This is a genomic window from Thiomonas sp. UBA7699, assembly GCF_002482605.1.
GTDB classification, from domain to species: domain Bacteria; phylum Pseudomonadota; class Gammaproteobacteria; order Burkholderiales; family Burkholderiaceae_C; genus Thiomonas; species Thiomonas arsenitoxydans.
In genome coordinates this window covers 1-14,065 of the sequence record NZ_DLGH01000025.1, presented here as the reverse complement: position 1 = coordinate 14,065, position 14,065 = coordinate 1, and the positions used below count along the sequence as shown (strand labels likewise).

The following is a 14,065-nucleotide window of genomic DNA, read 5'->3' as shown; positions in this document are numbered from 1 at the left end:
GACGGACTTACAGCGTGGGCAAGTCGAGAGACGGCGCGTCCAGCGTCTGCATGACCCGGTGCAGCGCCGCGCCCAGCGTTTCGCCGGTGCGGGTGTCGCACCAATGGCTGCCGCTCCACACAAAGTGATGCGCTCCGGCGCGCGAGGCGAGCCAGACCTGATGCGTGGGCTGCTGCAGGTTGATGATGACCTGATCTCCGCTGTCGAGTTCCAGCCGCAGCACGGAGCCGTCGCGTTTGGAATCGAGGTCGGCGGCGTCGGCGGCCGCTTCGATGGCGGCCATGGCCTGTTCGGCAATCTGCAGATAACGGGTGTCGTCGAGCGTGTCGGACATGGGGCGGCTGATACACTGATTTTCGATGGACACAAAGCTTAATCGACCGCAACACCTGCGCCCACTGCTACGCCTGATGGCCGCGCTCGGGGTGGTTGTTTTGCTGGGCGGCTGCGGACAGACCGGCCCCTTGTACCTGCCCACGCCCGCCCCAGCGCATTCAGCCTCTGCCGCGCCGCGCTGAGGGTTGGCTGCCTCGGTTTGCTGCAATTGCTTGCCACGTTTGTTTGCCGCCCTTTTTCGGACGCCTTGATGAAGACCTTGCTCCTCCCTGCCCTGCCTGGGCATCCCCACATCGCCTATGTCGGCTCGACCTTGAAGATCGAGCAAGTCACCGCCTCTGCCGTGGCGGCTGAATTCGGCACCCCGACCTATGTCTATTCGCGCGCCTCGATCGAAGAGGCGGCGCAACGCTATAGCCAAGCGGCGCAGGCCAGCTCGGTGCATGTCGCCCTGCGTTACGCGGTGAAGGCGAACTCCAACCTGGCGGTGCTGCAGCTGCTCGCGCGCCTGGGCTGGGGCTTCGACATCGTTTCGGCGGGTGAACTCAAACGGGTATTAGCTGCAGGGGGCGAAGCGTGCAAGGTGGTGTTTTCCGGCGTGGGCAAGTCGGCCGACGATATGCGCTTTGCGCTCGATGTAGGCGTGGAGTGCTTCAACGTCGAGTCGCCCAGCGAGTTGGCCGCACTCAACCGGGTCGCACAGGCCGCGGGCAAAGTGGCGCGTGTGGCGCTGCGCGTCAACCCGGACGTCGACGCCGGTACGCATCCCTATATTTCCACGGGCCTGAAAACCAACAAATTCGGCATCTCGCAAGATCAGGCTGCGCAACTTGCGCTGCAGACTGCGCAGTTCGAGCAAGTGCAACTGGTGGGCATCGCCTGCCACATCGGCTCGCAGATCACGACCGTCGAACCCTATCTGGACGCGCTGGACAAGGTGCTCGATCTGGTGGAGCAGATGGAGCGAAAGGGCGCGAAAATCGAGCACATTGATCTCGGCGGCGGTCTGGGCATCCGCTACACCGACGAAACCCCGCCAACGCCGCAGGAGTGGCTGAGCCCGCTGCTAGCGCGCATCTCGGCGCGCGGTTTCGGTCATCGCACCATCGTGATCGAGCCCGGTCGTTCCATCGTCGGCAATGCCGGCGTGCTGCTCACGCGCACCCTGTTTCTCAAATCCACCCCGGTCAAGCACTTTGCCGTGGTCGATGCTGGCATGAACGATCTGATCCGCCCCGCGCTTTACTCGGCCGAGCAGGCCGTCGTCCCTACCGAGCAAAGGGAAGGCAGCGCCTTGAAATACGACATCGTCGGCCCGGTGTGCGAATCGGCCGACTGGCTGGCGCGCGACCGCGCGCTGGTGCTGGCGGAAGGCGATCTGCTGGCCATTTTGTCGAGCGGCGCCTACGGCATGGTGATGGCGTCCAACTACAACAGCCGCGGCCGACCTGCCGAAGTCATGATCGACGGCGCCACCGCCACGCTGATTCGCCCGCGCGAAACGCCCGAACAACTCTATGCCAGCGAACTGCTCTTGCCCTGATTGCCGACCTGTTTTCCGGCCGGATCGTTGCTCTGATCATCGATAGCTCTTGCACGGTGCAGTTGAGCGCGGCGAGCCAGCGCCGCCCGCCAGGCCCACCACAGCCGCAGCCCCAGCAGCAGCGCGAGAATCAGCGCATAGACCGTGGGGCTGGCGGTATTGTTCTTCGCCAGCTTGCCCCACCAGAAGTGGAACACCGCCACCACGCCGACCAGGTAAACCAGACGGTGCAAGGCCTGCCAGCGGCGGGCGCCGAGACGGCGGATCATGCCGTTGGTGGAGGTCAGCGCCAGCGGGGTCATCAGCAATAAGGCGGTCATTCCGGCGAGCACAAAGGGATGTTTGACCACATCGCGCAAGGCCATATCTACGCTGAAACCGTTGACCAGGCCCAGCCACGCGGTGAAGTGCAGCAGCGCGTAGAAAAACACGAACAAGCCGAACATCCGCCGAAAGCGCGCCAGCTCGGCCCATCCGGTGAGCTTGCGCAAGGGCGTGACCGACAGGGTGATCAGCAGCAGTCGCAGCGCCCAAAGGCCGGTGGTCCAGATCACGGTCTGTTCAGGGTTGGGCCCCAGATCGTTGGTCCAGCCGCGCCAGAACAAACCGGCGAAAGGCAGCAGGCACAGCACGAACAACAGCGGCTTGACCGCCCGGCTGCGAAAGACCCGACGCGGCAGAGAGAGCAACGACGCGGTAGTCATGGCGCTCAGAAAAACTTTTTCAGATTCATGCCCTGATACAGGCTGGCGACCTGCGCGCCATAGCCGTTGAACAGTTGCGTGGGAATGCGCGGCGCGAACAGGCCGCCGAAGGCGCCACCCTGTCCGATCATGCGTTCATTGGCCTGGCTCCAGTTCTGCGGGCTCACGTCGGGGTTGACGTTGGAGTAGAACCCGTACCACTGCGGCACGGCTCGCATCCACGAAGTGACGGGCTGCTTTTCCACCAGCCGAATCTTGACGATGGACTTGCCGCCCTTGAACCCGTATTTCCAGGGAATGACCATGCGCATCGGCGCGCCGTCCTGATTGGGCAGCACTTCGCCATAAAGGCCAAACGTGAGCAGAGTGAGCGGGTGCATGGCCTCGTCCATGCGCAGCCCTTCGAGATACGGCCATTGCAGAATGGGGTCGTTCTGTCCCGGCATCTCCGCCGGGTCGAGCAAGGTGATGTATTCCACATACTTGGCGTTGCCCGTGGGCTCGACGGCCTTGAGCAGGTTGGAGAGCGAATAGCCCAGCCAGGGCACCACCATCGCCCAACCCTCGACGCAACGATGGCGGTAGATGCGCTCTTCCATCGGCGCGAGCTTGAGCAGATCGTCGATGCCGAAGGTGCGCGGCTTGTGCACCTCGCCCTCCACCACCACGGTCCACGGCCGGGTCTTCAGACTGCCGGCATTCTGGGACGGATCGCTCTTGCTCGTACCGAATTCGTAGAAATTGTTGTAGGTCGTGACGTCCTTGTAAGGCGTCGTCGCCTGCGTGGTGGACAGGGCGGTGTTTTTTTGCGCGGCCAGCGCAGGCAACTTGCCCGGTGCGGGCAGGCCGCCGTGCACAGGTGTTGCGGTCGCCTGCGCACGATGTGCAGTGAGCGCCGCAACGCCTGCCGCGGCGCCGACTCCGGCCGCAGCGAGAAAGTGCCGACGATCTTTATAGACTTCTTTCGGCGTGATTTCCGAAGAATGCGGGTGTTCAAAACCTTGGTCTTGACGCTTGCTCATGATGCGCTCCTGTGCGGCGGGCTGGTATGCCGTTCGATAGACGGCAGATCGGGCGACCTTATTCCATCGCGACAGCGGATAGTCGCTGCAACACGCCGAACCTTACAGTGCAACGCCATCCCCGCCTGCTCTGAGGGGATTGGGGTGTGAAGGAGGTTTTTCTTCATGGCTACTTCCAATAAAAAAGGCCCCGAAGGGCCTTTTTTTGCGTCGCTAGTTCATCTCACAGCTTGCCGTAGGAATGCAGGCCCGAGAGGAACATGTTCACGCCGAGGAAGGCGAAGGTGGTGACCAGCAGGCCGGTCAGCGCCCACCACGCGGCAACCTGACCGCGCAGACCCTTGATGAGGCGCATGTGCAGCCATGCGGCGTAGTTCAGCCAGACGATCAGCGCCCAGGTTTCCTTCGGGTCCCAGCTCCAGTAGCCGCCCCAGGCCTCGGCGGCCCACAGCGCACCCAGAATGGTGGCGATGGTGAAAAAGGTGAAGCCGATGGCGATGGACTTGTACATCACGTCATCCATCACTTCCAGCGAGGGCAGATGCGAGGCGATGCGACGGCGGCCATACAGAATACCGGCCACGATCAGCGCCGAGACACCGGCGAACACGCCCCAGTACTCGGAGATGCCGCCCTGACGGAACACCAGCGGCTCGAAGAACATCACAAAGCCGATCAGCCACAGCGGCGTGAGCTTCCACAAGGAAGTCTCGTTGGCATGGGTCTTGATGAGGTAAGCGAACCCGACCATGGCCGCGATGGCGAAGGTGCCGTAACCGATGAAGTTCGCCGGGACGTGCAGCTTCATCCACCAGCTTTGCAACGCAGGCACCAGCGGCTGAATTTCATAGGCGTTCTGCACCATGCTGTACCACAGCAGGAAGCCCACCGCGGCGCTGACCACCAGCATGGCGAAGGCGCCCATGCTGCGGGTCTTGTATTTCTGCTCGAAATACAGATACAGAATGGTGGTCAGCCAGGAGAACAGCACGAACACTTCGTACAGGTTCGACAGCGGGATGTGGCCGATGTCCGGCCCGATCTGATAGCTCTCATACCAGCGCATCATGGTGCCGACCAGCGCCATGGTGATGCCCACCCAGGCCAGACGCGAACCGAAGTACTGCGAGAAATTGGACTGCCAGCCCTTGGCGTCGCGCACCATACCGTCGCCGCCGCCTGCCATCGCCCCGCCTGCGCCGGCCAGCGCCATGCCTGCTGCGGTATTCTGCGCCGGGCCGGTGAACATGCCGAACCAGTAGGCTGCGGTGCTCAGGAACATCAGGAACGCCATCCACAGAATCGCAGACTGGCTGGCAAGGAAGTACTTGAGGAAAAACACCTGTTCACTGCGCGCCAGCACGGCGTGCCCATCCGGCCCCTGATACAGCCAGATGCCGAAGAGCGACAGGCCCGTGACGACAAGCGCCAGATTCTTGATGGCCGTCCACCCCCATCCGAGGAACATCAACGTCGTCGTCGCTCCCAGGAAAATGAGCTTGACGTAATAGTTCATGTTCTGGCCGTACTGGCTCAGCACATACGCATCACCACCGGCGATGAGCAGTAGAAAAATCCAGTCATACATGGAGCGTCGGCGCAAGTAAGCACCGATGCCGTTCTGGCGCGGAGGTTCCGAACTCTTGGAGTTCAGTGGCAAGCTATGGGATTTGCTGGCAAGTTCCATGGCGGGTCCCTATTCAGGTCGAGGCAGTGTCCGGCGATTGTGCTTTCGCCGGGTCGGGTGATGCTACGCCCAGACTGGCTGTGCGCAGTGTTTCAAATTCCTTCTTGTATTCCATGGTGCGACGGTTGGTGCTCATGGCCATGAGGGTGTCGCTGCCGCCGTCTTCCCGGTCTTTCACCAAAAACCAGACGCGGCGTTCACGGATGTAAAGCATGGCAAATACGCCAAGAATGAGCAAGACCGCGCCGGTATAGACCACGACCTTGCCAGGGGCGCGCGCCACCTGGAAGATGCTGGCCTGGATCTGCTTGTAATTGGTCATCTGCAGATAGAGCGGAGACGGATAGAAAAAGGTGTCGGACAGGGCGAGTACGGCCGAGTCGAAGAATTTTTCATGCGCCGGGTCTTGAGTGACCGGCTTTTCGCCATGGTTTTCGCGGCTGATCTGCCAGAGCTGCCACAGCGTGCCGTTCAGAATGCGCACGAACACGTCGGACGCCTGCTGCTGCTTGTCTTGCGGCACGGCGGCTTCGAGATACTGCGCGAGCGCGGGCAGGCCGCCGGGCGCCTGAACCACCGGCTTGCCGGTTTTGGGATCGTTAGGAATTTCGCCCGCAAAAATATCCAACGTGCGCGAGGCGGTTACCAGGAGTTGATTTTTCAGCTCGGCAGTCGCGTCTGGCGGCAAAGACGCGGCGACGTACTGGGCTGCGGCCTCCTGACGATCTTTCGAGTTGAACAAGGCGGCGCGGAACCGCATCCAGCCATCGATGGAATCATTGCTGTCGGCCGGTATGCGCAGATATTTGTAACCCGCGTCAAGCGAACCGCGCTCCCCGGCGAGGAACACCTTTTCGCCATTGAGCTCAACCGGCAACATGTAGTTGAAATACTCGTGCGCCTGACCCGAAGCATCGCGAATCTTGTAGATCACCGCGGGGCCGATGTTCTGCAGATGCCGCTCACCCGGCGCGGCCACGGGTGCGCCCAGGTGCCGATCGAAGCCGGACATGAAGGATTGCTCCTTGGGCTTGACGCCGGTCATCTGCGCCGGGCTCATGTCCTGCACGTTGAAGATTCGCAGTTCAGTGAACTCGACCTGCATGCTCTGCGCCCCATTGCTGAGCTGGCGATCCGAGCCCACGGTGCCGGTCAGATCGAAGGTCTTGTCGCTGGGGCCGTGCATCGGCCAGGCCTTGAGGAACAGTTCAGATCCGCCATCGGCGAAGCCCGACTGGAAGATGGTGACGCCGTCATACGTCAACGGATGGTTGACCTCGATCTTCGCCGGAAAGCTCTTGCCCGTGCGGGGATCGGTGATCACCACATCACTGGCGAACAAGCGCGGCATGCCGGTGGAATAGAAGTCGATATTGAACTTTTTCAAATGGATGTTGAACGGCAGCGGCTGCAGCAACACGCCGTCGCCCATGCTGAGCACTGCCATATTCGATTCGCCGCCATCGGGAATCTGCAGATTGCCGCGAAAGGTCGGGTTGTGCACCGACAGCTTGTTGATCTCGGGCACCTGCGACAACAGCATATTGGCCTTGAGCGGCTCTTTGCCGAACATCCACATCTGCGCCTTGATCATCATGTCGCCATCGAACAGCGCGCCCACGCAGATCAGCACGAATGCGGCATGCGCCAGCACATAACCAATGCGGTTGATGCCTCCGGTCTTCGCAGCGATCATGGTGGCGCCCGCACCGCCCTCCTGCGCCGCAGGACGCTCCTGCACCTTGAACTTGTAGCCGTGGCTCTTCATGACGCCCGTCAAATGCGCCACGGTGGCCGCGCGGCCATCGGTGAACGTGGTTTCGCCGCGCTCGTGGAAGTGACGCATGCTCTGCTCGCGCATCCCCTCTTTATAGGTCTTCAGATCGGTGATGATCTTGGGCGTATTGCGGATCAGGCACAGGCTGGTGGACACCACCAGAAAGGTCAGGATCAGCAGGAACCACCAGGAGGAATAGACGTTATATAGCTCGAACTTGCGGAACACTTCCGCCCAGAACGGTCCGAACTGGTTGATGTAATTGTTGTAGGGCTGTCCCTGGGTGAGCACCGTGCCGATGATGCTGGCGACGGCGACGATCACCAGCAGCGCAATGGCGAAGCGCATCGACGAAAGCAGTTCGACAAAGGCGCGCCAGGCGCGTGAGCCGTGCTGCAGCTCCCAGCCGGAGGTACTCAGAGTGGTGTTGGGAACTGGCGATGGGGTGGCAGACATACGGTGGGAAACTTGGCGCAGCGAACGATTAGCGATCGATGGGAAATCGGTAGGCCGGACTTTGATGAATCAGACCACCCAGCGGCACCCCGCAAAAGGGTAGGTGGACAGCATCGAAGACAGGTATGACAAATGCAATAGCTTGAAAAAATCAACGAATCAATATAACAAAACAGAAAAACCTCAAATTTGATATCCCACAGGCCAGAGGTGTCATGCGCCAGGCTGGGGCAGCGTGGTTTTCCGCAGAGCGAGCGGCCGTTCGTGCCGGGTCATTTCAAGCCAAACCCAAACCATCGGCCCCTGACTCTCACCCTTGGTCTCGCCGTAGGACAGAGCATGCCCGGCGGGCGAAAGTTCCGGTAACAGAGCGTATCGGCCGCCTTTCGGCTGGAGGCGCGGCCCGATTCAGCGCGGCAACTCGGACGGAGCGCGCAAGCCAGCCGCATACTCGGCCACGGCGGTGATCTGCTTGTCGGTCATGCGCGAGGCGATGTCGTGCATTTCCGGGCTGTTGGTGCGGCGGTCGTTGCGGAACATCTGCAGTTCCATTTCCAGGTAGCCCTGCCACTGCCCGCCGATACGCGGATAGCGCGAAGGCATGCCCGCGCCGCCCGGGCCGTGGCACGATACGCACGCCGGTACGGCCCGGTCGGGAATGCCCGCCATCCAGATCGCCTGGCCGAGTTTCAACTCTTTTTTGTCGGCAAAGGCCACCCCGGGCTTGAAGGTCTGGCGGCTGTAATACAGCGCGACATCTCGGATTTGCGCGTCGGTCAGCGTTGCCGCCATGCCATTCATGATGGCGTTGACCCGCGCCGGGTGTTTGGCGCCCTTGGCGATGCGATAGTCGTGCAACTGCTTGACCAGATAGTCGGCATGCTGGCCGGCCAGTTTGGGAAATTCGGTCGAAGTGGCGTTGCCGTCGATGCCGTGGCAGGCAGCGCAGGTCTGCGCCACCTTGGCGCCCGCCTGAAGCTGCGCCGACGTGGGCGCGGGAAAGGAAGTTTCGCTGACGCTGGACGCCGTCGCCGCCGGGGCGTCTGCGCCCCACGATGGAGCAGACGCCAGCGACAGGCCGGCAAGAGTCAAGACAACGCGCACTGCAACCGAAGGGGTAGGCATGAAAGCGATCCATCAGAAATTCGCCCGCGCCGGACTAACAGTGACAAACAGCGACAATGCACTGCGCCGCGCGGCTCGGACACCGGCGAGAGCGCAGCCCTTTGCTGCACCCGGCCAGCCTGTTTGCACAAGATGGCGCATCCTACCGATACATAAGTTATGGCGAATATAGGGAATTCCAGCAGGTCAACCCCCCCGCAGGTGCGTTTCAGCCCCTTGCTCCACAGTGCGCGTTTTATGGTGACGAGTTCTTCGATGGAGAACCTGCCCGTTACCGGGCTGCCTGAAATCGCTTTTGTCGGCCGCTCCAACGCGGGCAAATCCACGGCAATCAACACCCTGTGCCAGCAGCGGCAACTGGCGTTCGCCTCCAAAACGCCCGGCCGTACCCAGCACATCAATTTTTTCGCCGTCGGCCCTAAAGACTCACCCAGCGGATTGCTGGTCGATCTGCCGGGCTACGGCTATGCGGCGGTGGCCAAAACCGACAAAAAGCGCTGGCAATTGTTTCTCGCCCAGTATCTGGCCGAGCGCGGGCCGCTGGTCGGGCTGATACTGCTGGCCGATTCGCGCCTGGGGCTGACCGAAACCGATCTGAGCCTGCTGGCTTTCATGGCCCCGGCCAGCGTGCCGCTGCATGTGCTGCTGACCAAGGCCGACAAGCTCAACCGTCAGGAGGGACAGCGCGCCGCGCAGGCGGCACGCGATCAACTCGCGCAGCACGCGCAGGCGGTGGGCATGACGGCGCCGATTTCGCTGCAACTGTTTTCAGCCACCAAGCTGTCGGGCGTTGAATCGGCGTCGCAACTCATTGAAAGCTGGCTGGAGGAGGCTGCGCGGCCAGTAGAAGGTTCCGAATCCGACCGGCAGTCCGGCGCGGCGAGCGGCCTCACGGACGACCCAGAGTGAGATAGAAGTTGACTTTCTGCCCTGGCGCCTTGCCCAGGCCGAAATACACCGGGCCCAGCGGCGTATCAGTGCCGAGATACACACTGGTGCTCGAACGCAGATCGCTCAGGCTGACCTGCGCGCGCTGCGCCCAGGTGTTGCCGCGCTCGTAGGCCAGCCCAAGATAAGCGGCGCCGCCAAACAGTCCGGGCGTGACCAGTTCGTAGCGATAGCCGATGCGGCCATAGATCAGATAGTTGCCGATGAGCTGGCCCTCGCGATAGCCGCCCAGCGCGTCGAAGCCGCCGAGCGAGAGGTAGTCGAGATTGAGCAGCCCGGCGCGGTCGCGGAAGCTGGCCACCCGGGCCGCCACCTCCACGGTGTGCCGCCCGAAGCTGGCGACGTCTTGCCCGGAGAGGTCGATGCGGTCGTAATTGGCATCGCTGCCCAGCGCGGTGCGGGCAAAAAACAGCTCGCCCCGCCCGCTCCATCCTTTGCGGGGAAAGTAGGCATGATCGAGCCGGTCGGCCAGCACCAGCAGCCGCATGCCGCCTTCGCGCAGCAGGGCGCTGCTGTTGTTCAGCGGCGGCGTTCCGAGCAAATAGGTGCCGTAGATGTTCGCCCGGCTCAGACCGGCGCGCAATTCGCCATAGTCGCCCAGGGGCACGCCCAGATCGAGGCCCACGCGCTGCGTGGTGAGGCGGTAGCGCAGCACGGGGTTGTTGCCGGAATACACATCGACGGGCCGCGCGTCCAGATCGAGATAAGGTGAGACGAACAGCCAGCCACCGCGCGTGATGGGCTGGTACAGCTCGGACATCCAGCGGTTGCGCCAGCCGATCTGCAGATCGTTACGCCACTCGCCGCCCAGACTGTTGAGCCAGGGCCGCCGCTGCGAGAGCTGCAGCGAAAACCGCGACTGGTTGCGCAGATCGGTATAGAGCCCGAGCCCGAAGCGCAGATAGTTGGGGCCCCAGGGCTTGTCCTGCAGGCGATATTCGAGCACCTGTCCGCGCCGACCGGAGACCAGGCGGTAATCCACCCGCGAAAAATCGCCGCTGCCGAAGAGACGATCGACATCGGTGCGCACTTTGTCGAACTGCAGCGGCTCGCCGGGCTTTTGCTCCAGCCGGGCTTTCAAGGTTTGATCGATGCCCGCAGACAGCCCGCGCACTTCCACCCCGGCCAGCGGCGCGTTGAACTGCAACTGCGCCACCAGCGACTGCGCCCGGCGGGCGAAGGCGTCGCGCCACTGCGCGTACTGCGCGGGCGGCAAGGCCAGCGGTTCGAGCTGCGCGCGGGCGGCCATCACCGCGTCATAGCCGATTTTGATGGCGCGGTCGCCCGCCTGAAAATCGAGCGAGGACAGGTCGCCGAGGTCGGGCGAGATGAGCACGTCGCCCGGCTTGAGCGTGGCGATCTGTGCGCGGATGTTCTGCTCGATCAGAATATTGATCATCTGCGAGGTCAGCCCGACGATGTTGTCGAGCGACTCGCGCGATGCCAGCGGCGTGCCGATATTGATCGCCACCACATGCTGCGCCCCCATGTCGCGCGCCACATCCACCGGCAAGTTGTCCACCAGTCCGCCATCGCCCAGCAAGGCACCGCCAAACTCGGTGGGCGGAAACACCCCCGGCACCGACATGCTCGCGCGCAGCGCCGTGGCCAGCACGCCCTGCTGCAGGATGACCTTCTTGCCCGTCACCATATTGGTCGCCACGGCGCGGAAGGGGATCGGCAGATCGTTGAAATCGCGCACGGTCAGCGCGGGCAGGGTGAGATTGGTCAGCACCTGCTCAAGCTGGGTGGTGTTGACCGCTGCGTTGGGAAACTGCACCTGTCCGTGATCGCTCAACCCGAACTCGATGCCGCCGGGCATTTGCTCGTCGGCCCGTTTGCGGCGGAAGGCCAGCCCTTCGCGCGCCGGGCGACTGGAGAGCACGCTGGCCCAGTCCATGCCCGAAACCTGACTGCGCAGCACATCCACCGACACGCCCTCGGCATACAGCCCGCCGATGATGGCGCCCATGCTGGTGCCGGCGATGCAGTCGATCGGCACGCGCAGTTGCTGCAAAGCCTGTAGCGCGCCGATGTGCGCCAGCCCCCGCGCCCCGCCGCCCGAGAGCACGAGACAGGTCTTGCCGGGCACGACGGTGGGTGCAAGCGCGGGCGCGGAAGGTGTTTGAGCGACGGCAGGCAGCAGCGACAAGCCGCCGACGACCAGCACCCCGATCAGGCACGCAGCCGCCGCGCCCCGAATCCGCCTGTAGCCCGGAAATTGCCGCATGCGAACTTTCTCGGCCCTTACCTGGCACTCAGGCCAAAGCGTTTCCGCAAGAGCCGCAAAACCGATCTTCCGGAGCCGTCTGCGCGCCACATTGCGAACAGAACCGCCCTTTCAGCGACGGCGTCGTCGAGGCAGATTCGGCCGCCGGTGTGGCGGGCATCAGCCCCAAGGCCTGAGCGGTCGCCGCGGGCAGCACCGCGGCCGACTCCGCGCCGCCGCCGAGCAACTGATTGAACTTCCCGATATGCGCCGCGCGCTCCGCATCGAGGCTGGACTGCGGCGCGATCAAGGTGGGGCGTTCCTGGCCAAAGCCGCGCAACTCGCCCGCCATGCCACGCGCCACGTCGGGCAGCCCGCGCATGGCCAGCACCTGTCGCGGGCCGGTGCGCTCGAACAGCACGGTGTCGATCTCGGAAGCCCAGACCCGCAAGGTCATGGCCTCGATGTTGATGACGTCTTTTTCTGTCTTGAGCCGATCGGCCAGCACATTGCCCATTTCCATGCGCGCCGATTCATAGCTGCCCTGAATATCGACCCAGACCACGGTGGAACGAAAGTCGTAGCGCCCCCACAGAGCATACACCGCCGCCACGCTCAGCCCCGCCCCAACAGCGCCGCTGCCGCAAAGTAGAGAAACAGGTTTTCGATGCGGTAGGGATTGGGCAGATTCAGCGCCTGACTTCGGTCGGAGAATTCGTAACTCATGGCAATGGGTTGGGTGGATGTTGGCAGGCGATTTTCCGGCCTCCCTGGCTTCAGGGAGCGTGTTTACTTGAGCCGATGACCGCAACTACCGCAAAACACATCGTCCGGGTGCACGGCGGCGCCGCAGGCCGGGCAATGCGTGGTGTCGGCCGACTGGGCGGTGGAAGGCGGCTCCGGTGATGGAGCGGGAGGTTCGGCCGGAGGAGCCGACGGAGCCGGGGGCGGCGGCGCGACAGGCGCGGGGCGTGGCTTGTAGTCGTCGAGCTTCTGTTTGAACTGGGCCAGCTTCTGCCCAATCTGCTCAGACCCGGCCGACTCCACGCCTTCACTCACCGCCCGGTATACGAAGATCATGCCCAGCACATAGATCAGGCTCACCACCGACCAGGCGAGAAACCACACCAAGCCGATCGACAGGCCCGCGCCGCCCAGCGCCACACCTTCCATGCCGCGCATGCCACCGAAGCCACCGAAGCCCCCCATACCGCCCATACCACCGAAGCCCCCCGCGGCAAAAAATCCGCCGACGAACATGCTGCCCACGAACACCACGGCAAAAATGAACGCCACAGCCGGGAACACCAGCAGCCCCAGTACCAGAAAGTGCATGAACACTTCCAGCGGCCGCTGGGTGACGATGCCCACGGCGCGCGACAGGCTGGCGATGAAACCCTCGCCATGCCAGACCGCCGCAATCATCAGCGGCCCGGCGAGCAGCAGCACGGCGTAAGCCAGCGCCACCACCACGACCAAAGGCCCGCCGAGGAGAAAACCGAGAAACCCGCCAATGCCCGGAATGCGGCCGAACAGCGACAGCAGATAAGCCGCCAGCAGAATCACGCCAAACCCCAGGCCGAGCAGAATCAGCAGCCCGATGACGTAGAGCGCCGCCTGCACCCCGCCCAGAAACGCCGGGGCGAAACCGCGGATCGGCTGGTCATACGCCTGATCGACCAGCATCAGCCCGCTGGCATTCATGCCCACGATGATGATGATCGCGCCCAGCAGCCCCATCAGCATCGATACTGCGGCGCTGCCCGAGCTCATGCCCGCCGCCGCGCCGCCGCTGATGGCCAGCCCGCCGAGCACGAAGCTGCCCGCCAGCATGGCCAGCGCGCGCCAGTTGTGCAGCGCCTCGTAGCTGCGCAGCAGCACGCCGAGGTTGTTGGTGGTTTTCACGGTCATGATGTCCTCCCTGGACGGTGGTGAAATTTGGTCGGGTCAAACCCGGTACAGGCTCTCACGGATTGTTCTGTTCCGACGACGAATTGGGGCATTCGGGAATCTTGCCCCACAGCGGATCGGGCGACAGCGGCGCGCCGCAATACTTCCAGCGCGTTTCCTGAATGCAGAGTTGCTGGGTGAAAAAATTACCCTTGGTCTGGCAGGCCGCAAGCGCAGCGCGCAGGGCTTCGACCCGTCCCGTCGGCTTGGGTGATGCGGCGTGAGGCACGGGCTCTGCGACGGGCGCGCGGGCCTGCGTCGGCTGAGGCGCTGGCGGCGCAGGGCGCGCAGGCGCAGCAACGGGCGCT

Annotated in this window: 12 protein-coding genes and 1 pseudogene; 3 read left to right on the top strand and 10 right to left on the bottom strand. The window is 63.2% G+C overall.

From position 1 onward, the window contains the following. Window positions 1–7 precede the first annotated feature (7 nt). Complete coding sequence (gene cyaY, locus B3H47_RS11200) at window positions 8–334, bottom strand: iron donor protein CyaY (protein WP_013104910.1); 327 nt, start codon at window positions 332–334, stop codon at window positions 8–10. Between the two features lie 25 nt (window positions 335–359). On the opposite strand from cyaY, the gene lptM reads away from it, so the two are divergent. Beyond that, window positions 360–518 (top strand): LPS translocon maturation chaperone LptM, encoded by a 159-nt coding sequence (gene lptM / locus B3H47_RS11195; RefSeq protein WP_079668451.1) that lies wholly within the window; start codon window positions 360–362, stop codon window positions 516–518. A gap of 68 nt (window positions 519–586) precedes the next feature. After that, complete coding sequence (gene lysA / locus B3H47_RS11190) at window positions 587–1,879, top strand: diaminopimelate decarboxylase (RefSeq protein ID WP_276706269.1); 1,293 nt, start codon at window positions 587–589, stop codon at window positions 1,877–1,879. On the opposite strand, the gene B3H47_RS11185 is transcribed toward lysA, so the two are convergent. The 5 genes from B3H47_RS11185 to B3H47_RS11165 form a co-directional block, all read right to left on the bottom strand. After that, window positions 1,852–2,583 (bottom strand): sulfite oxidase heme-binding subunit YedZ, encoded by a 732-nt coding sequence (locus B3H47_RS11185; RefSeq protein WP_276706270.1) that lies wholly within the window; start codon window positions 2,581–2,583, stop codon window positions 1,852–1,854. The genes lysA and B3H47_RS11185 overlap by 28 nt on opposite strands. A gap of 5 nt (window positions 2,584–2,588) precedes the next feature. Continuing rightward, window positions 2,589–3,605 (bottom strand): protein-methionine-sulfoxide reductase catalytic subunit MsrP, encoded by a 1,017-nt coding sequence (gene msrP / locus B3H47_RS11180; protein WP_276706272.1) that lies wholly within the window; start codon window positions 3,603–3,605, stop codon window positions 2,589–2,591. A 223-nt stretch (window positions 3,606–3,828) separates the two neighbouring features. After that, the gene (gene ccsB / locus B3H47_RS11175; RefSeq protein ID WP_414718243.1) at window positions 3,829–5,193 is read right to left on the bottom strand and encodes a c-type cytochrome biogenesis protein CcsB; all 1,365 of its coding nucleotides are present in this window, start codon (window positions 5,191–5,193) and stop codon (window positions 3,829–3,831) included. 112 nt (window positions 5,194–5,305) lie between these two features. Then, complete coding sequence (locus B3H47_RS11170) at window positions 5,306–7,525, bottom strand: cytochrome c biogenesis protein ResB (RefSeq protein WP_013104905.1); 2,220 nt, start codon at window positions 7,523–7,525, stop codon at window positions 5,306–5,308. A gap of 408 nt (window positions 7,526–7,933) precedes the next feature. Then, window positions 7,934–8,650, bottom strand: a complete 717-nt coding sequence (locus B3H47_RS11165; RefSeq protein WP_013104904.1) for a c-type cytochrome — start codon at window positions 8,648–8,650, stop codon at window positions 7,934–7,936. 216 nt (window positions 8,651–8,866) lie between these two features. Between B3H47_RS11165 and yihA the strand changes: the two genes are divergently transcribed. Further along, the gene (gene yihA, locus B3H47_RS11160) at window positions 8,867–9,559 is read left to right on the top strand and encodes a ribosome biogenesis GTP-binding protein YihA/YsxC (RefSeq protein ID WP_276706318.1); all 693 of its coding nucleotides are present in this window, start codon (window positions 8,867–8,869) and stop codon (window positions 9,557–9,559) included. Here yihA and B3H47_RS11155 read toward each other — a convergent pair. From B3H47_RS11155 to B3H47_RS11140, 4 genes and pseudogenes are all read right to left on the bottom strand, one after another. Continuing rightward, the gene (locus B3H47_RS11155; RefSeq protein WP_276706276.1) at window positions 9,540–11,828 is read right to left on the bottom strand and encodes a patatin-like phospholipase family protein; all 2,289 of its coding nucleotides are present in this window, start codon (window positions 11,826–11,828) and stop codon (window positions 9,540–9,542) included. The genes yihA and B3H47_RS11155 overlap by 20 nt on opposite strands. 28 nt (window positions 11,829–11,856) lie before the next feature. Further along, window positions 11,857–12,420, bottom strand: a complete 564-nt coding sequence (locus B3H47_RS11150; RefSeq protein WP_276706278.1) for a zinc ribbon domain-containing protein — start codon at window positions 12,418–12,420, stop codon at window positions 11,857–11,859. Between the two features lie 176 nt (window positions 12,421–12,596). After that, a complete protein-coding gene (locus B3H47_RS11145; RefSeq protein WP_276706280.1) occupies window positions 12,597–13,718 on the bottom strand; it encodes a zinc ribbon domain-containing protein in 1,122 nt (373 codons plus the stop codon). Between the two features lie 55 nt (window positions 13,719–13,773). Next, window positions 13,774–14,065, bottom strand: a pseudogene (locus tag B3H47_RS11140) (zinc ribbon domain-containing protein); the annotation flags it as partial.